Origin of the sequence: Streptomyces sp. NPDC100445 (genome assembly GCF_044759735.1) — a bacterium.
Taxonomy (GTDB): domain Bacteria; phylum Actinomycetota; class Actinomycetes; order Streptomycetales; family Streptomycetaceae; genus Streptomyces.
Genome location: NZ_JBIVZV010000009.1, coordinates 267,572 through 290,798 on the forward strand (window position 1 = coordinate 267,572; position 23,227 = coordinate 290,798).

A 23,227-nucleotide genomic window follows, 5' to 3' on the forward strand; every position below is an offset into this window, starting at 1 on the left:
CGCCGGGAAGTCGGCTGCCGATCCGCCCGTGTCCCGGCCGCTGGTCATCCGTCGACCTCGGGTTCCGGGCTTCCGCCTTCCGCCGGGGTCCCACTGGTCGCGGTGTCGCCGGTGCCCGCCGTGCGCGTGCGTGCCGCGCTCGGGGCGCGGGTGCCGGGCCGGGTGGACTCGGGAGCGGACGAACGGGGACGGGAGTCGGCCGGTCGGCGCCGACCACAGGTCGCCCGGGTCGTGGGACGACTCCCGTCACCGGAAGCGGATCGAGCGCGGCGCCGGCGGTGCGTGCCCGTGCGAGGGCTGGAGGCGGCCTCGTCGGTGTCCGTCGCCGAGCCGGGCGGGAGCCCGTGCATCGGGGTCTTGACGGACTCCGTGGGAGTGGCGTGCGGCGCGAGCGCCACTCGCTCCGCGCTCTCCGCGCGCAGGCAGCGGCGGATCGACTCGGGGTCGAGTCCTTCGTTGCACGCCTGGTGCAGCAGGCGCGCGAAGAGGTAGTCGGGATCGGCGCCGAGCGCCATGGCCAGTGCCTCCCGAGCTTCCAGTTCGTCCCCCGTCGACCAGGCGACCCAGCCGGCGAGGGTCAGGGGCGCGGCGGCGTGCTCGCCGTACGGTCCGACGCAGCGGCGGGCCAGGGCGCGCCAGAGACGGAGAGCCGGACCGGCCTCCTCTCCTTCCATCCAGGCGGCGGCCTGGTCCCGGGTCGTGCGGTCCTGGAGTCCGAGGATCAGCGTGGCCGCCTCGTCGTTCGCGAGGAGTTCGTCGTCGCGCACGTCCGCCGGGTGCGTGCCGGAGACCGGCGCCGCGGAGGCGTAACGGTGGATGATCCGCTCGGCGAGGTCCAGGGTCTCGTGCGCGACGCCCGGGCGGGACGTCTCGTCCAGGATGCGGGGCACCAGACTCATGCCGACCGTGTCGAGGGCGACCTCCTGTTCCAGGGCCGCGGTGCTCTCCCAGGGCCGCAGCCGGACATGCAGTTCCTTGAGCGTGCCGCGCACCTGAAGGCCTGCGTAGGTGGCCGCGGCGGCCAGCACCGAGGTGCCGGGCAGGCCCATCGGGGAACCGTCCTCGGGGCAGCAACCCTCGACCGGGCAGCAGTACGACCAGAAGCGGCCGTCCGAGACGCAGAGTGCCTCGATGACCGGCACGTCGAGGCTGCCGCACTCGGTGCGCAGCAGATGGGCCAGCCGGCCGAGCCGTCGTTTGACGTCCCGGCCGGACTCCCCGGGCCCCGGCTCCTGGCAGACGTAGGCCACCATGCGTTCGGGTCGGGTGCCGCGCCGCTCGCTGCCGGTGACCAGCCCGCGGGCCAGTTGCCGTGCGGCGGCCGGCCAGTCCTCCTCCTGTGCGGGAATGCCGAGCCGGGCGCGGCCGCCGAACCTGCCCCGACCCGCGTGGTCGTGCAGGGCGACCAGCACCATGCTGTCCTCCGGGCGGTAACCGAGCAGGTAGGGCAGGGCGTCGGCCAGTTCCGCGGGGGTGCGCAGGGTGACCTGGGTGGTCTGTTCGGCCGACGCGATCGACGGTCGCTGACGCGGGATTCCGCTGCTGTCGAAGGGGCCGGTGGTCTCGCTGTGATTCGTCATGCGCCGACGATCTCGCGGATCGGGAAATCCCGTTTGAGCCTGTGGATAAGTCGAAGCAGGGACACGACAAGAGCGCGACCGTTGTCCACAGACTCGGCCGGTTGTCGGTCCCGTCCTGTTGTATGGGACGCATGGAGCACACGAACAACGCGGATCTCCGGGCCGAGGCGGACACCGTCCTCGCCCGGCTCGTCGGGAATGCCTCGGGCGCGGCCCGGCTGCGCGAGGACCAGTGGCGGGCGATCGAGGCACTGGTCGCCGACAAACGCCGGGCCCTGGTCGTACAGCGCACCGGATGGGGCAAGTCCGCGGTGTACTTCGTCGCCACCTCGCTGCTGCGGGCCAGAGGGAGCGGGCCCACCGTGATCGTCTCGCCCCTGCTCGCGCTCATGCGCAACCAGGTGGAGGCCGCGGCGCGGGCCGGCATCCACGCCCGCACCATCAACTCCGCCAACACGGAGGAGTGGGAGGACGTCCAGGCCGAGATCGCGGCCGGCGGCGTGGATGTGCTCCTCGTGTCGCCGGAACGGCTGAACAACCCCGACTTCCGCGACCAGGTCCTGCCCAAGCTGTCCGCGGCCACCGGGCTGCTGGTCGTGGACGAGGCCCACTGCATCTCCGACTGGGGCCACGACTTCCGCCCCGACTACCGACGGCTGCGCACCATGCTCGGTGATCTCCCACCCGGCGTCCCCGTGCTGGCCACCACGGCCACGGCCAACGCGCGGGTGACCGCGGACGTCGCCGAGCAGCTCGGTACGGGCGGTGCCTCGGACGCGCTGGTGCTGCGCGGACCGCTGGACCGGGAGAGCCTGCGACTCGCCGTGCTGCCGCTGCCGGACGCCGCGCACCGGATGGCCTGGCTCGCCGACCATCTCGACGAGTTGCCGGGCTCCGGCATCGTCTACACGCTCACCGTCGCCGCGGCCGAGGAGGTCACCGCCTTCCTGCGGCAGCGCGGTCACACGGTCGCCTCGTACACGGGCAAGACGGAGAACGCCGACCGTCAGCAGGCCGAGGACGATCTGCTGGCCAACCGTGTCAAGGCCCTGGTCGCGACGTCGGCGCTCGGCATGGGCTTCGACAAGCCCGACCTCGGTTTTGTCGTCCACCTCGGCTCGCCGTCCTCCCCCATCGCCTACTACCAGCAGGTGGGCCGTGCCGGCCGCGGTGTCGAGAACGCGGAGGTCCTGCTGCTGCCGGGCAAGGAGGACGAGGCGATCTGGCAGTACTTCGCCTCGCTGGCCTTTCCCTCGGAGGAGTTGGTCCGGCGCACCCTGGACGTCCTCGGTCGGGCCGAAAGACCCCTGTCGCTGCCCGCGCTCGAGCCTTTGGTCGAGCTGCGGCGCTCCCGCCTGGAGAGCATGCTCAAGGTGCTCGACGTGGACGGAGCGGTGCACCGCGTCAAGGGCGGCTGGATCGCGACCGGGCAGCCCTGGTCGTACGACAGCGAGCGTTACGCGTGGGTGGCCCGGCAGCGCGCGGCCGAGCAGCAGGCGATGCGGGAGTACGCGGCCACCACCGAGTGCCGGATGGAGTTCCTCCAGCGCCAGTTGGACGACGAGGCCGCCAAGCCCTGTGGCCGTTGCGACAACTGCGCGGGCCCGCGTTTCGGCGCCGACCTGTCCACGACGGCCCTGGACGCCGCACGGACCGACCTCGGCCGAGCCGGTGTGGAGGTGGAGCCCCGTCGCATGTGGCCGACCGGTCTCCCGGCCATCGGCGTCGACCTGAAGGGACGCATCCCGGCCGGTGAGCAGGCTTCGCCGGGGCGTGCCCTGGGACGTCTGTCGGACATCGGCTGGGGCAACCGGCTGCGTCCGCTGCTCGCCCCGCAGACACCGGACGCCGATGTCCCGGACGACGTGGCGCGAGCCGTGGTGGACGTGCTGGCCGACTGGGCCAGAGGACCCGGGGGCTGGGCCTCGGGTGCGCCCGACGCGCCGTCCCGGCCGGTGGGCGTGGTCACCGTCGCCTCGCGCGGCCGGCCCCGGTTGGTCCACTCGCTGGGCGCCCGGATCGCGGAGGTCGGCAGACTTCCGCTGCTCGGCACGGTCGAGTACGCCGGAGACGTGCCCCGGGTGCCGCGCAGTAACAGTGCACAGCGGCTGAAGTCGCTCGACGGGGCGTTGACGGTGCCGCCCGCCCTCGCGTCGGCCCTCGCCGAGGCCCGCGGGCCCGTCCTGCTGATCGACGACTTCACGGAGACGGGCTGGACCTTGGCGGTCGCGGCCCGCCTGCTCCGGAAGTCCGGTGCGCAGGGTGTCCTACCGCTCGTCCTCGCCGTCCAGGGCTGACCGCCGGCAGGCCGTCGCGGGCCTGCCGGGCGGAGGCGGGTGCCTCAGGCGTCGCCGGTCCTGCCTTTGGGTAGGGATATAAGCCACGCACCAGCAGATAACAGTCGGTGGTCCCAATTGCTCGTTGCCGCAACCAAGTTCGACAGGAAGAATTGAGGTCCGCTCCCCGCACGGCTCGTCCGTGATCAGGCTGGGCTTCCCCTGCGGTGCGCGCTCCCCTTGAATCCGACCTCGCCCGCAGTATGGGCGCGTAGCCGAAGGGAGGAACGTGACCTTCGGATTCGCCTCGTCCTCGGCGGCCTCCTTGTCGCCGTCCGCGTCCGCCGCTTCCGCCAGCCGTCTGCTCGAGCCGGCGGAGTGGGCCGCCGCGGGGATTCCTCTGCTGCGCAACCCCCGTGAGGTCGTCAGCGGGCTGCACGCCCGCCACCACCCGCGACCGTCCACGGCGATCGTGGCGGTTCTCGATCCGGACGAGCGGCTGCGGGCCAGTGCCTCGTTCACGCACCGTCCGTCCCAGGCGGACGGCTGGATGTTCCGCAACGCGCTGCTCGCCCAGTTGCGCCGGGTGATCCCGCACGACCTGCGCCGCCGGACCCCCGTACGTACGGCCGTCCTCCTCTACTGCCGTGACGGCGAAGGACGTTGGACGGAGGAGGACGGCGCGTGGATGTGGGGGCTGCGCGACGCCTGCACCTTGCACGGGCTGCGCTGCGGGGCGTACATCACGCTGACGCAGGAGGGCTGGCATGTGCTCGGTGAGGGACGCGGCGGGCGCCATCCGCACGCGCACTCGGCTCCGGAACCCTTCGCGACGTCGGAGGCCCCGCCGCTCGCCCCGCGCACCGGCGGACCGGTCTCCGAGATCCTGCGCCGCGCCGCGGCACGCTGAACGGCGCGGGCACGGCCGGGACTCGGGAGGAGTCTCGGCGAGCCCGGTCGAGGCGCGGGACCAGTAGGGCGAGAGGCTGGAGCGGCGCGATGTCCACGGCACCACCCGCCAGTCGCCTACGCGTGCGGCACCGACAAGGCACGGGCGCACAACCGCCGGTGCCCCACGATGTCCAGGCCCGGATCGCGCCGGTGCCACCGCGGACCGTGCCCGTCCTGCGGTAGGCGCCTGCGCGGCTCCGGTGACGTGCTGCGGCCCGGGTGGATGTTCCGGCTCGACCGGCGAAGCCCGCGGCGCACCGCCCGGCAGGAGGCGCGACGTCAGGCGTCACTGTCAGCCGTCGCCCGGCCCCGGACATGCCGAAAGCCGCACCGTGCGGGTTACGCCGGGGCGGCTTCTCCGGCACCGCGGTTCCCCGTGGTGCCGGACGCGACTCAGACGCCGACGCCCAGCACCGAGTTGATCGTCTGCGGGTCGCCGCAGACGATCAGCAGGGCACCGGCCCGGGAGTGGGCGAGCGGCAGTGCGGTGCCGGCGACGGAGGCGGGGCCTCCGTTGACGGCCACGACGACCACCGGACGGGTCGCGGCACGGGAGGCCACGGCGGCGTCCGCGTAGAAGACGTCGTCGCCGGCATCGTGCTGCGCCCAGTAGGACGCTTCGCCGAAAGTCAACTCGTGCTCCGCCCACGGGTGCTGGGCACCGGTGGTGATCACGAGCACGTCACCGGGGGCGCGGCCCGAGTCGAGGAGCAGGTCCACCGCCTCGTCGGCGGCGTCGAGCGCACCCTCGGGGGAGGCCGGGATCAGCTGGATCTGCGGGGTCCCCGCAGCGGCGGGAACGGACGGACCGGACGGGGCCGGCTTGGACGGAGCCGCGTCACGCGGTGTGCGCTGCACCGGCGGCGTGGGCCGCAGAGGGCCGGGACGACCGGGGCGGGACGGAGCCGCGGGACGGGGGCCGGGTACGGGGCGGGGGGTCGGCGCGGTACGGCCACTGGCCGGAGTGGCGCGGGGACCCTGGGCACTCTCGTGAATCTGAGGCTCCTCGGGAATGAGAGGCATGAACTGATTTTTATCAAACATTCGTGCGGCGCGGGTGACCGGGTGGCACACCAGTGCGAGCGGAACCGTCAGAAATCGAAGCCGAGCTGACCCTCAATTTCCGGAACGCCTCCGTCCGCCCAGCTGCGGACCTTCTTGAGGTGCCGCCACTGGGGCAACGCATCAAGATACGCCCACGACAAACGGTGGTGCGGGGTGGGCCCCCGCTCCGCCAGTGCGGCCTTGTGCACGGGCGACGGATACCCGGCGTTGTCCGCGAAACCGAAGTCTGCATGTTCGACGGCCAGTTCGGCCATCATTTTGTCGCGCTGAACCTTGGCGATCACCGACGCGGCCGAGACGGCCACACACGACTGGTCCCCCTTGATCACCGTGCGAACCCGCCAGGGAGCGCCGAGGTAGTCGTGTTTCCCGTCGAGGATGACGGCGTCGGGGCGGACCGGCAGGGCGTCCAGGGCGCGGACCGCGGCGAGCCGCAGTGCGGCCGTCATCCCCAGGGCGTCGATCTCCTCGGGGGAAGCATGCCCCAGCGCATAGGCGGTCACCCATGTCCGGAGTATCTCGGCGAGTTCCGTGCGCCGCTTGATCGTCAGCAGCTTGGAATCGGTCAGACCTTCGGGCGGCCGGCGAAGCCCGGTGATCGCCGCGCAGACGGTGACGGGTCCGGCCCAGGCGCCGCGCCCCACCTCGTCGACACCGGCGATGACCTTCGCTCCGGTCGTGGCGCGCAGCGAGCGCTCGACGGTGTGGGTAGGCGGTTCGTACGGCATGGCGTCCTTAGCGTACGCCGCCGGGATCGCCGTGCGACACCCGGTCCGCCCGTCGCGCACGGGGACCGCGGAAGCAGGAGATCAGGCCCCGTAGGGGCGCAGCAGCGGGAGCATCAGCCGGTCGATCATCTCCTCCAGCTCTCGATCACTCCATTCGCTGCCGCACATTTTCGATCGGTACATCATCATGGCCGGGACGGCGTCGAGAACATATCCGTCGGCCGCGTCCGAGCGGACCTCTCCACGCCCGATCCCACGCATGATGACCGCACGGAGAAGCTCGACGGTCGGCTCCACCACATTGCCCACGATCACTCCCTCGAAGCGCTCCGTGTGCAGCTGATCGCATTCGTGAATGACTGCGCGGAGCGCGATGCCAGGGCGCGAGAACATGATCTGCCGCACCTGACGGCACAGTGCCAGCAGGTCCTCGCGAACGTTCCCGAGGTCGGGAGCCGCCTCCAGGCGGGGCAGCCCGGACACCAGGGCGTCGGCGACCAGATCCTCCTTGGACGGCCAGCGGCGGTAGAGCGCGGCTTTGCCCGTCTGGGCTTCGGCCGCGACACCCTCCATGGTCAGCCCCTTCCAGCCGACCGTGCCCAACTGCTCCAGAGCGGCGTCGAGGATCGCGTGCTCGAGCACCGCGCCGCGCCGACGGGGGGAGGCCGTGCGAGCGGGCGCGGCCGTCCAGCGCGAGGTTGCCATCTGTCTGTCTCCAGCGTGCAGGGGGGAGCGGGCATTGCGGTACCGGCGGGCGCCACGGCGCGACCAAGGGGGACGCGCGGCGCGGCACACTCTTGAGTGAACGCTTGCGTTCACTGTCAGGAACTCACTACCGTGGGCCCGACAGTGAACGTGAGCGTTCACTAAAGTCTGGATGGGGGAACCGTGGTGACGACCTCTCAGCTGCTCGATGACGACAGGAAACCGGGCACGGCCCGCCGGGAGGGGCGCCCCGGCATCGCGCTCACGGTCATCGCGGCCTGCCAACTCATGGTGGTACTCGACGCGACGATTGTGAACATCGCGCTCCCGCACATTCAAGACGCTCTGGAGTTCAGCACCACCGACCTCACCTGGGTGGTCAGCGCCTACACGCTCACCTTCGGTGGGCTGCTCCTGCTCGGCGCGAGGGCCGGTGACATCCTCGGCCGTCGCCGTGTGTTCATGGCCGGCATCCTGCTGTTCACCTTCGCCTCCCTGCTGGGCGGACTGGCCCAGGAACCCTGGCAACTGCTGGCCGCGCGGGCCTTGCAGGGCGTGGGTGGCGCGATCGCGTCGCCCACGTCGCTGGCACTGATCACGACGACCTTCCCCGAAGGCCCCGAACGCAACCGGGCCTTCGGCGTGTTCGCGGCCGTGTCCGCCGGCGGTGGCGCCATCGGGCTGCTCGCGGGCGGCATGCTCACCGACTGGTTCGACTGGCGCTGGGTGCTGTTCGTCAACGTGCCCATCGGCGTGCTGATCGCGTCGCTCGCGCCGCTGTACATCAACGAGTCCCGGCGACATCCGGGACGCTTCGACCTCACCGGTGCGCTGACCTCGACGACGGGCATGGCCGCCCTCGTGTACGGGTTCATCCGCGCCGCGGAGGCGGGCTGGCGCGACGGCCTCACCCTCGGCTCGTTCGGCGCGTCCGTCGTACTGCTGCTCGCCTTCGTCCTCACCGAGAGGCGGGCGAAGGAGCCGATCACCCCGCTCCGGATGTTCACCGACCGGAACCGCTGGGGCACGTACGTGATCATGCTCAGTCTGGCCGCGGCGATGTTCGGCATGTTCTTCTACATCGTGCTGTTCGTGCAGAACGTGCTCGGCTACAGCGCCATCGAGGCCGGTGTCGCCTTCCTCCCCGTGACCCTGGCGATCGCGATCGGGGCGGGGTTGTCCCAGCGTTTCCTGCCCGCCTTCGGCCCCAAACCGTTCATGATGACCGGCTCGGCGTTCGTGGTGATCGGGCTGACCTGGCAGACGTTCATCCGCCCCGACAGCACCTACGTCGGCGGAGTGCTGGGCCCCCTGCTGGTGTTCGGCTTCGGCATGGGCCTGAACTTCGTGACGGCCACCGTCACCGCCGTGTCCGGCGTCGCCCCGCACGAGGTGGGCGCGGCGTCGGGACTGCTGAACGCCATGCAGCAGGTCGGCGGCTCGCTCGGCCTGTCCATCCTGACGACCGTCTTCGGTACGGCGAGCAAGGACGAGGCGAAGAAGCAGCTGCCGAACTTCCTCGCCGACGGCTCGCCGGAGCAGAAGGCGCAGTTCGCCAGGACGCACCAGCTGCCCGCGCCCTGGGGGCACGAGGTGCTCGCCCACGGCATCTCCACCGCGTTCGTCCCGGCCGCGGCGATGGCCGTGCTCGCGTTCCTCACCGCCTGGCTGGTGATCAGGGTCCGCAGGAGTGATCTCGACTCCCTCGCGGGTGTGGCGGCCCCGGGCATCGGCTGACCGCAGCCGCACCGAGCCGCGTCGCGGCCGGCCGGACCGTCGCCCGGTGACGACCGACGCGAGCGGCGGGCCGGTCGGCCGCCAGAGCAGTGCCCAGGGCAGCGGGAACGCCGGTGGCACCGGCACCAGGGACACCAGCGCACATGCCAGGATCAGCAGCGGCCCGGCTGGCCAAGGAAACGGCCCCGGCAGCACTTGCGCCATCGCGCCCCTCCCCCTCGTGTCGGTTCCCGCCGCCGTCCGCCCCGGTTCCCAGAAACGCGGGTACGCGGCGGTCACAGGAGGAACGAGCGTCGATCACAGAGAGTTCCCGTCGGACACGGAGTGTTTCCCGCGGCCAGGGCGCGAGGACGAATCGTCAGAGCCCCGCGGGCACCCAGTCCGGCAGCGCCTCCGTGCGCCGCACCCACTCGGCGGGCGGCGCCCCGGCCTTGCTCGCGGCCAGCACGCCGCCGACGATCGCGCAGGTCGTGTCCACGTCGCCGCCCACCTGGGCGGTCGTCCAGAACGCCGTCTCGTAGTCGCCGAGGGCCCGCGCGGCGGACCACAGCGCGAAGGGCACGGTGTCGTGCGCGGTCGTACGGCGTCCGCTGCCCAGCACGGCCGCGACGGTGCCCGGGTCGCCGTAGTCGAGCATGTCCCGGGCGCGGCGCAAACCCTGGCCGACGGCGCTCCTCGGTACGAGCGCGATGACGCCGTCGAGGAGCGCCTCGGGGCGGGGCGGGCCTCCGGGCGAGCCGGCCAGAGCGGCTGCCGCAGCCACCGCCATGGCTCCGACCACGGCCTCCCGGTGCTGGTGAGTGGGGTAGGAGGAGATCTCCGCCTGGTGGGTCGCCTGCTCGGGGTCGTCCGCGTACCAGGCGCCCAGGGGGGCGATCCGCATGGCCGCGCCGTTGCCCCAGGACCCCTGGCCGTTGAAGAGGCCGGCGGCCAGCTCGCGCCAGTCCCCGCCCTCCCGGACCAGACGCAGCAGGCGGGTGACCGCCGGACCGTACCCCCGGTCGAAGTCGTGGTGCTCGGCGAAGGAGCGGGCGAGCGCGTCCTGGTCGATGCGCCGGTGGGTGGCGAGGACGGCCAACACCGAGCAGGCCATCTCCGTGTCGTCCGTCCACCGCCAGGGCTCCGGGGGCAGTTCCCGGCGCTTCAACAGGGGGTAGTTCACCGGGACGAAGAACTGGGAGCCCAGCGCGTCCCCCACGGCCAGTCCGCGCAGGCTCGCCGAGGCGCGCTCGAAGCGCTCGAGGGAAGAGGAGTCAGCGGTCATCGCTCGGCCACTCTATCCGCTGACCCAGTACGGCACCGGCTCCCGCCAGCGCGCGAAGGGCCGGTCGAGTGCGTACCTGCCGTCGTCCCCGAGCACGAGCATCCGCATCTCGGCGTTGCCCGGATTGGCGAGCGACTCGAATTCGGCGACCGTCCAGTGGAACCACCGCATGCAGAACAGCCGCATCGCCAGCCCGTGGGTCACCAGGAGCACGTTCGGTGGGTGGTCGGGTGCCTCGAAACTGCGGAACAGGCTCTCCAGGAAACCGCCGACCCGGTCGTACACGTCGGCGCCGGACTCGCCCTGCGGGAAGCGGAAGAAGAAATGGCCGTAGGCGTCGCGGTAGGCCTTCTGGAGGCGTACGTCGTCGCGGTCCTGCCAGTTCCCCCAGTCCTGCTCACGGAGCCTCGGCTCCTCCCGGACGCGTATGAGGTCGGGGTCGAGGTGGAAGGCGCGGAGCGTTTCGAGCGTACGGCGGTACGGGGAGACGTACACGCTCACGCGTTCCCCGCCGAAGAGCTCCCGCAGCCGCCCCCCGGTCTCCTCGGCCTGCTGCCGACCGCGCTCGGTCAGCGCGAGGGCGTGGTCGGGCTCGCGTTCGTACACGGAGTCGTCGATGTTGCCGGTCGACTCCCCATGCCGGACAAGGACGATGCGCCGTGGTCGTGCCATGCCGAAACCCTAGATCGAACGGCGGACGGCCGAGCACTCGTACGGGCTCCATACGGCGTACGTCACATATTTCCGCGCCGCGGGCGCCTCCGTGGCGACGATACGGCCCTCACCGACCGCGCCCGCGGTCGCCGGGCCGGCCGGTGCGGGATCAGACCGTCCAGGACGGCTCCAGTTCGACGATGTCGCCGGAGAGGGCGGCGACGTCCGCGTCGGTCTGGGCGCGCAGGGCCAGGCGTTCGATGCGTTCGGTGCGGTACTTGCCGTGCTCGGCCGCCGACCGCCACATCGAAAGGATGAGGAACTCCTGTTCGGGTGCCTCGCCGAACATGCCCCGGATCATGCCGGGCGACCCGGCCATGGCCGGGTTCCAGACCTTCTCCTGCATGAGCGTGAAGTGCTCCACGCGCTCCTCGTGGATCCGGCACAGCGCCACCCGGACGAGGTCGGCGTCGGTGAAGCGGGGCTCGAAGCCCGTCTTCACGTCGAAGCGGTACTCGAACAGTCTGACCTGCGCGTCCTTGAAGGTGCCGGACTGGGCGGCGGCCAGGCGGTCATGGGAGCGGGCCATGAAGGAGTCGTAGAAGGCGCGGCTCTCCCAGAAGGCGAAGACGTGCGCCACGCCCGGCCGCTGCCGGCTCCAGCCCCCGCCCTGTCCCCGGAAACCCGGCTCCCCCGGAAGCCCCGCCCACTTCCGCTGCCCGCGCTCGAAACCGCGGCGGTCGACCACGGTGCAGCGAATCCACTTGACCAGCACCGCGCCATCGTAAGGCCACCGGGCGTGGCGCTGGTCACGCTCTGGTGGACAACGCCCGGGCGTGCGCCCCCACGCACGTGGCACGATGGACAAAAGGCGTCCGACTCGAGGGAGTTGGGGGCGAGCGAGCCACGGGGGGAAGGGGGAGCCTGGTGACCGGCTTCAGCAAGGGAATCCGCAAGGCCGAGATCGCGCTCAAGTGGGATCCCAGTCCGGCGGGACGGCCGCCGACCGATCTCGACATCATCGCCGCGACCTTCGTGTCGGCGGACGCTTACGGGACTCCGGACTATCTGGTGCACTTCGACAGCCGTTCGCCGGACGGCACCATCTTCCTCAACCGAGACAGCACGGACGGCAGGGGCTTCGGCTGGGACGAGGTGATGATGCTGGAGCTGGAACGGCTCGACAGCCGCTACGCGCGCGTGGTGGTGGGTGTCGTCATCCAGCAGCGGTCCGGCCACCAGACGTTCGCCGACGTACTTAATCCGGCGATGCGCGTGCGGGAGGGGTACACGGTCCTCGCGGAGGACGACTTCGGATCGGTCCTCGGGGCGACGTCCGCGACGATCGCCGAGTTCGTGCGCGACGGATCCGGCGAGTGGGGTCTGCGTCCCGGAGTGCACGGCTTCGACGAGGACCCGGCGACCTTCACCCAGGTCATGGGACGGGCACGCCGGTCCTGAGGCCGTGGCGGGTAAGGGGCGCCGGCCATTGCGGGCGCCCCTTACCCATGGCCGCCATGGGCCTCGGCCCCCACTCATGCACGGGACCGATGGTGAGGAAGGGGCGCCGGCCTGTGGCCGGCGCCCCTTCCTCACCGGGGACTACGTGTCAGCTCCCCTTACGGCCGCGGGTCAGCTGCAACCGCTGGTCGAGCCGCAGCCCTCGCAGATGTAGCAGGAACCGGCGCGCTGCATCTTCGTACCGCAGGAGAAGCACAGCGGGGCGTCGGCCTGGATCCCCAGCTGCATCTCCACCAGCTCGGCGCTGGTGTGGGCCTGCTTCGGGGCGGGCTCGGCCGCACCGGTCTCGGCCTTCGGCGTGGCGACCGCCTTCAGCTCCTGGGCGCGCGGCGCCGACTGGGCCAGGCCCTCGACGTCGACCTCGTCGTCCTCGATGGACTGCTCGTACGAGCCGGTCTCCAGGTGGCGCTGACGCTCCTCGGCGGAGTGGATGCCGAGCGCGGAGCGCGTCTCGAAGGGCAGGAAGTCCAGCGCCAGGCGGCGGAAGATGTAGTCGACGATCGACTGCGCCATCCGCACGTCGGGGTCGTCCGTCATGCCGGCCGGCTCGAAGCGCATGTTGGTGAACTTCGAGACGTACGTCTCCAGCGGCACCCCGTACTGGAGACCGACGGAGACGGCGATGGAGAAGGCGTCCATCATGCCCGCGAGGGTGGAGCCCTGCTTGGACATCTTCAGGAAGACCTCGCCGAGACCGTCGTCCGGGTAGGAGTTGGCCGTCATGTAACCCTCGGCGCCGCCGACCGTGAAGGAGGTCGTGATCCCCGGGCGGCCCTTGGGAAGGCGCTTACGGACCGGGCGGTACTCGATGACCTTCTCGACCGTCTCGCGGATGGCCGCCTCGGTCTTCTCCGTGACCTCGGTCTTCTCCTTCTCCTTGGTCTTCGCGGAGAGGGGCTGGCCGACCTTGCAGTTGTCGCGGTAGATCGCGAGCGCCTTGACGCCCAGCTTCCAGGCCTCGAAGTAGATCTCCTCGACCTCCTCGACGGTCGCCGTCTCCGGCATGTTGACCGTCTTGGAGATGGCGCCGGAGATCCAGGGCTGGATCGCGGCCATCATGCGGACGTGGCCCATCGGGGAGATGGCGCGCTCGCCCATGGCGCAGTCGAACACCTCGTAGTGCTCGTGCGCGAGGCCGGGGGCGTCGATCACGCTGCCGTGCTCGGCGATGTGGGCGACGATCGCCTCGATCTGCTCCTCCTGGTAACCCAGGCGGCGCAGGGCCTGCGGGACGGTGCCGTTGACGATCTGCATCGAGCCGCCGCCGACGAGCTTCTTGAACTTGACCAGCGCGAGGTCGGGCTCGACGCCGGTGGTGTCGCAGGACATCGCGAGACCGATGGTGCCGGTCGGGGCGAGGACGGACGCCTGGGAGTTGCGGAAACCGTTGCGCTCACCGAGACGCACCACGTCCTGCCAGGCCTCCGTGGCGGCGGCCCAGACCGGGGTGTCCAGGTCGTCCATGCGGACGGCCGTGCCGTTGGCGTCGGCGTGCTGCTTCATGACGCGGTTGTGGGCGTCGGCGTTGCGGGCGTAACCGTCGTAGGTGCCGACGACCGCGGCCAGCTCGGCGGAACGGCGGTAGGCCGTGCCCGTCATCAGGGAGGTGATGGCGCCGGCCAGGGCGCGGCCGCCGTCCGAGTCGTACGCGTGGCCGGTGGCCATCAGCAGGGCGCCGAGGTTGGCGTAGCCGATGCCGAGCTGGCGGAACGCGCGGGTGTTCTCGCCGATCTTCTGGGTCGGGAAGTCCGCGAAGCAGATGGAGATGTCCATCGCGGTGATGACCAGCTCGACGACCTTCTGGAAGCGCTCGGTCTCGAAGGACTGGTGGCCCTCGCTGTCGTCCCTGAGGAACTTCATCAGGTTCAGCGAGGCGAGGTTGCAGGACGTGTTGTCCAGGTGCATGTACTCGCTGCACGGGTTCGACGCGGTGATCCGGCCGGACTCGGGGCAGGTGTGCCAGTTGTTGATCGTGTCGTCGTACTGGATGCCCGGGTCGGCGCAGGCCCAGGCCGCCTCCGCCATCTTGCGGAAGAGGGACTTGGCGTCGACCTCCTCGATGACCTCACCGGTCATGCGGGCCCGCAGGCCGAACTTGCCGCCCTTCTCGACCGCCGTCATGAACTCGTCGTTGACCCGGACCGAGTTGTTGGCGTTCTGGTACTGGACGGACGTGATGTCGTCGCCGCCCAGGTCCATGTCGAAGCCCGCGTCGCGCAGGGCGCGGATCTTCTCCTCCTCCTTGACCTTGGTCTCGATGAAGTCCTCGATGTCGGGGTGGTCGACGTCGAGCACGACCATCTTGGCGGCGCGCCGGGTGGCACCACCGGACTTGATGGTGCCGGCGGAGGCGTCGGCGCCGCGCATGAAGGAGACCGGGCCGGAGGCGTTGCCGCCGGAGGAGAGCAGCTCCTTGGAGGAGCGGATGCGGGAGAGGTTCAGGCCGGCGCCGGAGCCACCCTTAAAGATCATGCCCTCTTCCTTGTACCAGTCGAGGATCGACTCCATGGAGTCGTCGACGGACAGGATGAAGCAGGCGGAGACCTGCTGGGGCTGCGGGGTGCCGACGTTGAACCAGACGGGGCTGTTGAAGCTGAAGATCTGGTGCAGGAGGGCGTAGGCCAGCTCGTGCTCGAAGATCTCGGCGTCGGCGGGCGAGGCGAAGTACTTGTAATCCTCACCGGCCTTCCGGTACGTCTTCACGATGCGGTCGATCAGCTGCCTGAGGCTGACCTCGCGCTGCGGGGTGCCCACGGCGCCCCGGAAGTACTTGCTGGTGACGATGTTGACCGCGTTCACCGACCAGAAGTCGGGGAACTCGACGCCACGCTGCTCGAAGTTGACCGAGCCGTCGCGCCAGTTGGTCATGACGACGTCACGGCGCTCCCAGCTCACCTCGTCGTACGGATGCACGCCGGGGGTGGTGTGGATGCGCTCGATGTGCAGCCCCTTGTTCCCCGCCTTGCCGCCCTTGGCTCGGGAACCTCGTGCCGGACCGCTCGCCGTCTCTGTCATGCCGCCTCCCTGATACGGGCAAAACGCCCTGAAGTGCCCCGAATGTTCCCGTGGCACGGTGTTCTGTCGTGTGTCGCGGGCTCCCTCATCTGCCACCCGTGACAGGTCTTTGTCGGCCGCCTCCCGGCCGGAATCCGGGTCTCCTCCCGGTTTCCGGCCCGCCGGTCAGTCGGCGGCGTGGGCGGGCGCCGGGACCGGGGTGGTCCCGTCCGGCCCGCCGTCTGCTTCCCGGTCCACCGCTCCCGGGTCCGCGTCGTCCGCGGGGCCCCGTGTGGCCTCCCGCAGTTCCGCGATCGCGGCCTCGAAGTCGTCGAGCGAGTCGAACGCCCGATAGACGGAGGCGAATCGCAGATAGGCGACGAGGTCGAGCTCCTGCAAGGGTCCGAGTATGGCCAGCCCCACGTCGTGAGTGGTCAGCTCGGCGCTCCCGGTGGCGCGCACCGCCTCCTCGACCCGCTGGCCGAGCTGGGCGAGCGCGTCCTCGGTGACGGGCCGACCCTGGCACGCCTTGCGGACGCCGTTGATCACCTTGGCGCGGCTGAACGGCTCGGTGACCCCGGACCGCTTGACCACCATGAGCGAGCACGTCTCCACGGTCGTGAAACGACGGGAGCAGTCGGGGCACTGGCGGCGCCTGCGGATCGACGTGCCGTCGTCGGTCGTACGACTGTCGACCACGCGGCTGTCGGGATGCCTACAGAAGGGGCAGTGCATGCTCTCCAACCCTCCTCACAGCAGTCTCATGGACCTCACCGGGCCCAGAGGCCCCGCGAAGCAGCCCTAAGCATAGGCGATGGCGAAGCCGTCTCAGACCCGGGGGACCACAACTTGTGGGCTGCTGTAGCCATCCAACCACTAGATGTGGGGATTGGCGCAGAGAAGCAGGCAGGGGCGCGTGTCGCGAGGAAGGGTGGGGGGCCACGCACCGGTGACAACCGGCGGGACACCCGCACACGTACCCGTGCCGCCGTGACGCACACGGGATAGCGTGGGCGCCGCACGAGAGAGGACACCGCCCGTCCGACACAGACGGGCCCCGCATCCCGGACCGGAACGTTCCGGATGGCAGACTGGGGCGCGGCCCAGAAGGTCGGGGCCCCGGCCGTGAAGAGTACAGCAATGGGCGCTTTTGTCCGTCGAACGCCGCAAGACCCATACACCTAGACACACGATGGCGTCACGCGAAACGCACTTTTTCACTCGAACGTGTGTTTGGCGCAACCTTTCGAAAGCAACTACCGTTGTGCAGCAGGGAGACCATCGAGAGGGGCCGCCGTGACCACCACCGCAGACAGTGCCACCATCACCGCCCAGGACCGCTCCCAGGGCCGAGTCGAGCCGGTGCACGTGATGAACGAAGTGACGAATCCCGAGGGACACAAGCGCTCCCTGCCGGGCCGACCTCCCGGCATCCGGGCGGACAGCTCGGGACTCACCGACCGGCAACGCCGGGTGATCGAGGTGATCAGGGACTCTGTGCAGCGGCGGGGCTACCCACCGTCGATGCGGGAGATCGGCCAGGCCGTGGGCCTGTCCAGCACCTCCTCGGTCGCCCACCAGCTGATGGCACTGGAGCGCAAGGGCTTCCTGCGTCGCGACCCCCACCGCCCGCGCGCGTACGAGGTACGCGGCTCCGACCAGGCCGTGACCGTGCAGCCCACGGACACCGCCGGCAAGCCCGCCGCGTCGTACGTCCCGCTGGTCGGCCGGATCGCGGCCGGTGGTCCGATCCTGGCGGAGGAGTCCGTCGAGGACGTCTTCCCTCTCCCCCGCCAGCTGGTCGGCGACGGTGAGCTGTTCGTGCTGAAGGTCGTCGGTGACTCGATGATCGAGGCCGCGATCTGCGACGGCGACTGGGTGACCGTACGCCGCCAGCCGGTCGCCGAGAACGGCGACATCGTGGCCGCCATGCTCGACGGCGAGGCGACCGTCAAGCGCTTCAAGCGCGAGGACGGCCACGTCTGGCTCCTCCCGCACAACGCCGCCTACGAGCCGATCCCCGGCGACGACGCGACGATCCTGGGCAAGGTCGTCGCGGTGCTGCGCCGCGTGTGAGGCCTGCGAGCCCCTCCGGCTCGCTCCCTGACCGGGCCCCGGAACCTCTGCGCCGGTTCCGGGGTCCTGCCTGTGCCCGGGCAGCCGCATCCACGGCTGCCGTCGTGGGGGGGGGGGGGGGGGGGGGCGGGGGGGGCGCCCCCCCCCCCCCCCCCCCCCCCGGCGCGGGGGGGGGGGGGGGCCCGCCCCCGCGGCCCCCCCCCCCCGCCCGCCGCACGGGCCCCCGGCCCCGGGGGGGGGGGGGGGCGGGCCGCGGCCGCCCCCCCCCCCCGGGGGGGGGGGGGGGGGGGGGCCCCCCCCCCCCCCCCCCCCCCCCCCCCCACTCTCACGTCGCCGCGGTCTGCGTCTCGCTCTGTCGCGCCGCCGCGTCGATCGCCGCCAGTGACCTGCGGACCTGGTTGCGGTCCGTGGTGTACCAGAAGTCCGGCAGGGACGACTTCAGATAGCCCCCGTAGCGCGCGGTGGCCAGCCGCTGGTCCAGCACCGCCACCACGCCGCGGTCGCCGGACGCCCGTACGAGCCGGCCGGCGCCCTGCGCCATCAACAGGGCGGCGTGGGTCGCGGCCACCGCCATGAACCCGTTGCCCCCCGCTTCCTCCACCGCTTTCTGCCGCGCGCTCATCAGCGGGTCGTCGGGACGCGGGAAGGGAATCTTGTCCATGACCACCAGCTGGCAGCTGGGCCCCGGGACGTCCACCCCCTGCCACAGCGACAGGGTGCCGAAGAGACAGGTCTTCGGGTCGGCCGCGAAGTTCTTGATCAGTTCACCGAGCGTCTCCTCGCCCTGGAGGAGGATCGGGAACTCCGGGATCCGGGAGCGCAGCTCCTCCGCCGCGAGCTGGGCGGCCCGCATGGAGGAGAACAGCCCGAGGGTGCGGCCGCCGGCCGCCTGGATCAGCTCGGTCAGCTCGTCCAGCATGTCGGCCCGGTCACCGTCCCGGGCGGGACGCGCCAGATGCTTGGCGACGTAGAGGATGCCCTGCCTGGGGTAGTCGAAGGGCGAACCCACGTCGACACCCTTCCACTTCGGCAGGTCGTCGCCCTCCACGCCCTCCGGCCCGAGCCCCAGGGAGGCCCCGACCCCGTTGAAGTCGCCGCCCAGCTTGAGCGTCGCCGAGGTGAGCACGACGGCACGGTCGGCGAAGAGCTTCTCCCGGAGCAGGCCCGACACGGACATGGGAGCGACCCGGAGGGAGGCTCCGAAGCGGTCGTGCCGTTCGTACCAGACGACGTCCCACTCCGAGCCGTTCACGACCCGCTCCGCCACGTCGTGCACCGACTCCACGGAGGCGAGCGCCTGCTTGCGGACCGCGTCCTCGTCCTGGACGGACTTGTCCCGCGTCCCGCCGATCGCCGAGATGACCGTGCGTGCTGCGTCGCGCAGCGCCATGAGGGCGTAGCCGAGGTCTTCCGGGATCTCTTCCAGCCGTCCCGGAAGTGCCAGTTCCATGAGCCGTTCGAAGCCCTCGGCGGCGGTCTGGAGTTGGTCGGCGGCCTTCTCGTTGACGAGTTTGGCGGCTCGGCGCACGGCACGGTTGACCTGGCCGGGCGTGAGCTCGCCGGTGGCGACGCCGGTGACCCGGGAGACGAGTTCGTGTGCCTCGTCCACGATCAGCACCTCGTGCTGGGGCAGCACCGGGGCACCCTCGATGGCATCGATGGCCAGCAGGGCGTGGTTGGTGACCACGACCTCGGCGAGCTTGGCGCGCTCGCGGGCCATCTCGGCGAAGCACTCCGCGCCGTACGCGCACTTCGAGGCGCCCAGGCACTCCCGCGACGACACCGACACCTGCGCCCAGGCGCGGTCCGAGACACCCGGGCTGAGATCGTCCCGGTCGCCGTCCTCGGTTTCGTCCGCCCAGTCCCGCAGCCGCAACAGGTCCTGGCCCAGCTTGCTGGTGGGAGCGGCGGCCTCGAACTGGTCGAAGAGGCCCTCGTCCTCGTCCTGCGGCATGCCCTCGTGCAGCCGGTGCAGGCACAGGTAGTTCGAACGGCCCTTGAGCATGGCGAACTCCGGGCGGCGGCGCAGCAGCGGATGCAGGGCGTCGACGGTGCGCGGCAGGTCCCGTTCCACGAGCTGGCGCTGGAGGGCGAGGGTGGCCGTCGCGACGATCACCCGTTCTCCGTGCGCGAGCGCGGGCACGAGGTAGCCCAGCGACTTTCCGGTGCCGGTACCGGCCTGCACCAGCAGGTGTGATCCGTCGTCGATCGCCTCGGCGACGGCTTCGGCCATGGTGACCTGGCCGGGACGCTCCGTACCGCCGACGGCGGTGACGGCGGCATGCAGGAGTTCGGGGAGTGAGGGCTTCGTCATAGCCCGACCACCCTACGGCCCCGCACTGACAAACGTGGTCTCGTGGCGGAGGCGGGGGGCGGGATCACGGCCGGGGCTCCTGGGGTGACGGGGGCGGTCCGCGGGACGGACCACGGGGAGGAAAATTCTTTCGGTTGCGGGAACACCGCGATCCCGCCGTTCGTCTCTCATGGTGAGTGCTTGATGACGGAGCGCTACAGAAGGAGCGCTACGGGCAGAGCACTACAGGACATGGCGCAGAGTCCGGTCCCGGATCATGAGGGCGGCCCGCTTGGCAGGCAGGTCGACCTCGGCCGCGTACCGGAAGCCCGCCTTCAAGAACGCGGACACGGAGGATGTGTTGCACAGATCGGGTTCCGCCACCACACGGGCGCAGGCGGGACGCCGGTCGAGGATCAGGTCGGCCACGGCTCGGAGCAGCACGGATCCCAGTCCCCGTCCGCGGTCGGCGGTGCCGCCCAGGAGCAGGTGGATCCCGGTGTCGTGCGGACGGGCCGGGTAGTGGCGGGCCAACGGGTCCAGGTCCGCGCGGTAGATCTCCCAGTAGCTCATCGGGGTGCCGTCCAGTACGCCCAGGCACGGCACGCTGCGTCCGTCGCCGGCCAGTTGGGCCCGCAGATGGTCCTCGGTCCGGCTGCGGGGACCGGCCAATTGCCAGAAGGGGGCGACGGCGGGGTCGTTCATCCAGCCGTGGACGAGCGACAGGTCCAGCTCGATGCGTACGGGGGTCAGCCGGAAGGTGCCGGCCGTGGTGGTGACCGGCCCCCAGGCGGAGAGCCGGTCGAGCGGACCGGCCGTCGTCCCTGCGCAGAGGGTGAGGAAGTCGGCGGGCAGCCGTAGGTCCAGTGTGTCCTCGCTGTCAGGGTCGTCGTCCTCGACGGTGAACCCGCGGAAGCGTGCGTGACGGGGGTCCGTGACGTCCGTTCCGGGGCCGGCGGGGCCCGGGTGGGCGGGGGCTGGGCTGGTCGCTGCGCCGGCGTCGGTGGGAGGCACGGTGCGCTCCTCTCGGGAGACGGGTGGTCGGGTTCCGCGATGTGCGGGAGGACGAGGCGGTCCGCCCGGGTGTGTCCGGAGGTGTCGCTCAGGAATGGAGGGGGTTGGCGATGGTGACGTAGACGGACTGGGTGTCGACCGGGCCGACGAGTTCGTCCAGGCCGTGCAGCCGGGTCAGCAGGTTGGCCTTGCAGCGCAGGACGGGTGAGTCGAGCAGCAGGCCGGGCAGCGAGGTGCGCAGCGGGGCGGGTTCCGTGGCGAGGTCGGTGAGGAAGCGGCGGAAAGCCGCGAGGAGCAGTCGCTCGTCGGCGAGGTGCTGGGAGCCGAAGGCGCCGATCACGCCGAGCACGTTGTTGACGGCGAGGTAGTAGGCGAAGCGTTCGTCGGTGACCTCGTCGGGGACGAAGGTGTCGCTGCGCTCACCGATGCCGGGCAGTCGGGCGTCCAGTTCGGCCCGTCGGGACTCACGGAAGTAGTACCCCTGGTTGTCGCGGTAGCGGCCGCCGGCGGGCCAGCCGTCCCGGTCCAGCAGGAGCAGGGTGTTCTGCTGGTGGGCCTCGAGGGCGATGCCGGCCTCACCGTCCAGCCAGAGCACGGGGCGGACGACGTGCTCCAGGTAGCGCAGGAACCACTCCGTGGCGACGGCGCCGACCGGCCTGCCGGTGCGGGCGGCGAGCCGGGTGACGAGCCGTTCCAGCCGGGAGCGCATCGGCCAGGCCGTCCGTCCACGCGGGGGCGTGGTGGTCTCCGCGGCGCAGGGGCGGGGAGAGAGCAGACCGGCGACACACCCCGCGTCGTCGGCCGGGGCGAACGGGTTGTGCCGGATCACCACGTCGAGACCCGGCACGGGTAGGCCGTCCGGGCCGTCCACGGCGAGCCAGGCCGGGTCGCGGACGATGTCGAAGCCGGGGTGCACGGCCTGCCACTGCTCGGCCAGGCCGGTGCGCAGCAGCCGGTGCACCTCGACTCCGCGGTGGAGTTCCTTGCGCAGGTTCTCGCGGCGGGAGTTGGTGATGCGCAGGCCCAGCGACAGCTTGAGCATCGCTGGGGCACCGGACCGGTGGACGGTCCGTACGGAGGAGGTGGGATGCCAGGGGGCGCCGAGAGGACCCAGGTCACGCAGGAGCCCTGAGTCGAGGAGTGCGGCGACGGGCGGGCGCTGTCGCACCTCGCGGGCCTGCCAGGGGTGCAGCGGCAGCGCGGTCCAGCCGTCGGGCAGGGGCAGCCCGGTCCCGGCGATCCGTCGGACGAGGTGGCCGGCGGGGACGGGACGGCCACGTTCGGTCCAGGCGGAGTCGGTCGCGAGGAGGGAGGGGTCGACGGCCAGCCAGTGCAGGGGGAAGGAGCCGTGCAGCTCGGGCGAGTAGCGGTCGGCCTCGGCCTCGGTCAGTCCTTCGCGGCTTTTCGGGGTCGGGTGCAGCGGGTGGCCGAGGAGGAGGGACTGTTCGGCGCTGAGGAAGAGATCCGGGGCGTCGGCGGGGTGGTCGCGCCGGTGGCGGATGAAGGTGGCGGTGCGGCGGACGGAGTCGGCCACCCGCGCCACCAGGTCGTCGTCCCCCGGGCCCTCGGTGGTCGGCCGAGCGGTGCGCGGGCCGTCACCGTCGCCTTTGCTTGCGGCGGTCGGCCGAGCGGCGCGCGAGCCGCCACCGTCGCCTTTGCTTGCGGCGGTCGGCCGAGCGGCGCGCGAGCCGCCACCGTCGCCTTTGCTTGCGGCGGTCGGCCGAGCGGCGCGCGGGCCACCACCGTCGCCCTGGCTTGCGGCGGTCGGCCGAGCGGCGCGCGGGCCACCACCGTGGTCGGCGGCTGGTTCCCTGCCGAGCAGTGCCGCGAGGGTGACGGCGTCGACGGGCGGCGCGGTCTCGGGAGCTGCGGCGAGACGAGGAGGGCCGAAGCGGTGCCAGCCCGTCGGCGACCAGTAGCGGACCGGCACGGTCAGGGCGGTGGCACTGGCGGGCAGCGGGAGGTGGAGGCTGCCGGTCATGGGGGCGGTGAGGCCGGTCTCGCGGACCCAGCAGCGCAGGAGGTTCTCGACGGCGGCGGCCTGGGCCGCGATGCGGGGGTCGGGGCTCTCCAGGGGGTCGGCGCCGGGCTCCGTCCGCCGGGTGAGGTCCGCGTCCCGGCGCTTCTGCTGGGGGACCGACTCGGTGCGCGGCACCGGTGTGGCCGGGGCGCCTGAGCCTCCCGGTTCGTCGGGGGCGCCGGAGTGGCCGTCGGGAGTGGGTGCGGCGTTCATGACGGCTCCTCGGGGCTGGAGTTGGCGGGGTGGCCAGGTCGGCCGTCCGCCCGGTCGCCGCGCCCGTCGGGCGGTGGCGGGCGTCGCGGCGCCGGGCGGGTTACGGGGAGGGGGAGCTGAGCGTGCGCGAGATGGC

The 23,227-nt window shown here is 71.6% G+C and carries 17 protein-coding genes; 5 read left to right on the forward strand and 12 right to left on the reverse strand.

Translation table 11 applies throughout. From position 1 onward, the window contains the following. Positions 1-44: 44 nt before the first annotated feature. Complete coding sequence (locus ACIQVT_RS22500; RefSeq protein WP_403756587.1) at positions 45-1,580, reverse strand: DUF4192 domain-containing protein; 1,536 nt, start codon at positions 1,578-1,580, stop codon at positions 45-47. A gap of 131 nt (positions 1,581-1,711) precedes the next feature. Here ACIQVT_RS22500 and ACIQVT_RS22505 point away from each other — a divergent pair, with 131 nt between their 5' ends. Then, positions 1,712-3,877 carry a RecQ family ATP-dependent DNA helicase gene (locus tag ACIQVT_RS22505; protein WP_403756590.1) on the forward strand — a complete coding sequence of 722 codons (2,166 nt, stop codon included), beginning with the start codon at positions 1,712-1,714 and terminating at the stop codon, positions 3,875-3,877. A gap of 268 nt (positions 3,878-4,145) precedes the next feature. Beyond that, positions 4,146-4,766 (forward strand): hypothetical protein, encoded by a 621-nt coding sequence (locus ACIQVT_RS22510; RefSeq protein WP_403756593.1) that lies wholly within the window; start codon positions 4,146-4,148, stop codon positions 4,764-4,766. 434 nt (positions 4,767-5,200) lie between these two features. On the opposite strand, the gene ACIQVT_RS22515 is transcribed toward ACIQVT_RS22510, so the two are convergent. The 3 genes from ACIQVT_RS22515 to ACIQVT_RS22525 form a co-directional block, all read right to left on the reverse strand. Further along, positions 5,201-5,830: a hypothetical protein gene (locus tag ACIQVT_RS22515; protein ID WP_403756596.1), complete on the reverse strand. Its 630-nt coding sequence runs from the start codon at positions 5,828-5,830 to the stop codon at positions 5,201-5,203. A 68-nt stretch (positions 5,831-5,898) separates the two neighbouring features. Then, entirely contained in the window at positions 5,899-6,600 is a 702-nt protein-coding gene (locus tag ACIQVT_RS22520) for a ribonuclease HII (protein ID WP_403756599.1), read from the reverse strand. Between the two features lie 81 nt (positions 6,601-6,681). Further along, the gene (locus tag ACIQVT_RS22525; protein ID WP_403756602.1) at positions 6,682-7,305 is read right to left on the reverse strand and encodes a TetR/AcrR family transcriptional regulator; all 624 of its coding nucleotides are present in this window, start codon (positions 7,303-7,305) and stop codon (positions 6,682-6,684) included. A 186-nt stretch (positions 7,306-7,491) separates the two neighbouring features. On the opposite strand from ACIQVT_RS22525, the gene ACIQVT_RS22530 reads away from it, so the two are divergent. Further along, positions 7,492-9,042 (forward strand): MFS transporter, encoded by a 1,551-nt coding sequence (locus tag ACIQVT_RS22530; protein ID WP_403756605.1) that lies wholly within the window; start codon positions 7,492-7,494, stop codon positions 9,040-9,042. Positions 9,043-9,400: 358 nt separating this feature from the next. Here ACIQVT_RS22530 and ACIQVT_RS22535 read toward each other — a convergent pair whose 3' ends face one another. The 3 genes from ACIQVT_RS22535 to ACIQVT_RS22545 form a co-directional block, all read right to left on the reverse strand. Further along, on the reverse strand, positions 9,401-10,306 hold the full coding sequence (locus tag ACIQVT_RS22535; protein WP_403756609.1) for an ADP-ribosylglycohydrolase family protein: 906 nt from the start codon (positions 10,304-10,306) through the stop codon (positions 9,401-9,403). Positions 10,307-10,318: 12 nt separating this feature from the next. Then, positions 10,319-10,978, reverse strand: coding sequence for a histidine phosphatase family protein (locus ACIQVT_RS22540; protein ID WP_403756612.1), 660 nt, complete (start codon positions 10,976-10,978; stop codon positions 10,319-10,321). A 151-nt stretch (positions 10,979-11,129) separates the two neighbouring features. Further along, positions 11,130-11,735, reverse strand: a complete 606-nt coding sequence (locus ACIQVT_RS22545; RefSeq protein WP_403756618.1) for a YdbC family protein — start codon at positions 11,733-11,735, stop codon at positions 11,130-11,132. A 152-nt stretch (positions 11,736-11,887) separates the two neighbouring features. On the opposite strand from ACIQVT_RS22545, the gene ACIQVT_RS22550 reads away from it, so the two are divergent. Then, positions 11,888-12,421 carry a TerD family protein gene (locus ACIQVT_RS22550; RefSeq protein WP_403756621.1) on the forward strand — a complete coding sequence of 178 codons (534 nt, stop codon included), beginning with the start codon at positions 11,888-11,890 and terminating at the stop codon, positions 12,419-12,421. 171 nt (positions 12,422-12,592) lie between these two features. Here ACIQVT_RS22550 and ACIQVT_RS22555 read toward each other — a convergent pair whose 3' ends face one another. Further along, positions 12,593-15,496 (reverse strand): vitamin B12-dependent ribonucleotide reductase, encoded by a 2,904-nt coding sequence (locus ACIQVT_RS22555; RefSeq protein ID WP_403756628.1) that lies wholly within the window; start codon positions 15,494-15,496, stop codon positions 12,593-12,595. Positions 15,497-15,661: 165 nt separating this feature from the next. Next, entirely contained in the window at positions 15,662-16,210 is a 549-nt protein-coding gene (gene nrdR, locus ACIQVT_RS22560) for a transcriptional regulator NrdR (protein ID WP_403756631.1), read from the reverse strand. A gap of 561 nt (positions 16,211-16,771) precedes the next feature. On the opposite strand from nrdR, the gene lexA reads away from it, so the two are divergent. Beyond that, entirely contained in the window at positions 16,772-17,551 is a 780-nt protein-coding gene (gene lexA, locus ACIQVT_RS22565) for a transcriptional repressor LexA (protein WP_121786538.1), read from the forward strand. A gap of 325 nt (positions 17,552-17,876) precedes the next feature. On the opposite strand, the gene ACIQVT_RS22570 is transcribed toward lexA, so the two are convergent. From ACIQVT_RS22570 to ACIQVT_RS22580, 3 genes are all read right to left on the reverse strand, one after another. Further along, positions 17,877-19,865, reverse strand: coding sequence for an ATP-dependent DNA helicase (locus tag ACIQVT_RS22570; RefSeq protein ID WP_403756636.1), 1,989 nt, complete (start codon positions 19,863-19,865; stop codon positions 17,877-17,879). A gap of 222 nt (positions 19,866-20,087) precedes the next feature. Continuing rightward, positions 20,088-20,858 (reverse strand): GNAT family N-acetyltransferase, encoded by a 771-nt coding sequence (locus tag ACIQVT_RS22575; RefSeq protein WP_403756639.1) that lies wholly within the window; start codon positions 20,856-20,858, stop codon positions 20,088-20,090. Positions 20,859-20,946: 88 nt separating this feature from the next. Beyond that, a complete protein-coding gene (locus ACIQVT_RS22580; RefSeq protein WP_403756643.1) occupies positions 20,947-23,091 on the reverse strand; it encodes an IucA/IucC family protein in 2,145 nt (714 codons plus the stop codon). Positions 23,092-23,227 lie beyond the last annotated feature (136 nt).

Bases quoted from the DNA above. Each gene is read 5' to 3' on its own strand.
- ACIQVT_RS22555 (WP_403756628.1), bottom strand. From the start codon at position 15,496: ATGACAGAGACGGCGAGCGGTCCGGCACGAGGTTCCCGAGCCAAGGGC.
- ACIQVT_RS22570 (WP_403756636.1), bottom strand. From the start codon at position 19,865: ATGACGAAGCCCTCACTCCCCGAACTCCTGCATGCCGCCGTCACCGCC.
- ACIQVT_RS22520 (WP_403756599.1), bottom strand. From the start codon at position 6,600: ATGCCGTACGAACCGCCTACCCACACCGTCGAGCGCTCGCTGCGCGCC.
- ACIQVT_RS22580 (WP_403756643.1), bottom strand. From the start codon at position 23,091: ATGAACGCCGCACCCACTCCCGACGGCCACTCCGGCGCCCCCGACGAA.
- ACIQVT_RS22525 (WP_403756602.1), bottom strand. From the start codon at position 7,305: ATGGCAACCTCGCGCTGGACGGCCGCGCCCGCTCGCACGGCCTCCCCC.
- ACIQVT_RS22535 (WP_403756609.1), bottom strand. From the start codon at position 10,306: ATGACCGCTGACTCCTCTTCCCTCGAGCGCTTCGAGCGCGCCTCGGCG.
- ACIQVT_RS22540 (WP_403756612.1), bottom strand. From the start codon at position 10,978: ATGGCACGACCACGGCGCATCGTCCTTGTCCGGCATGGGGAGTCGACC.
- ACIQVT_RS22515 (WP_403756596.1), bottom strand. From the start codon at position 5,830: ATGCCTCTCATTCCCGAGGAGCCTCAGATTCACGAGAGTGCCCAGGGT.
- ACIQVT_RS22505 (WP_403756590.1), top strand. From the start codon at position 1,712: ATGGAGCACACGAACAACGCGGATCTCCGGGCCGAGGCGGACACCGTC.
- ACIQVT_RS22500 (WP_403756587.1), bottom strand. From the start codon at position 1,580: ATGACGAATCACAGCGAGACCACCGGCCCCTTCGACAGCAGCGGAATC.
- nrdR (WP_403756631.1), bottom strand. From the start codon at position 16,210: ATGCACTGCCCCTTCTGTAGGCATCCCGACAGCCGCGTGGTCGACAGT.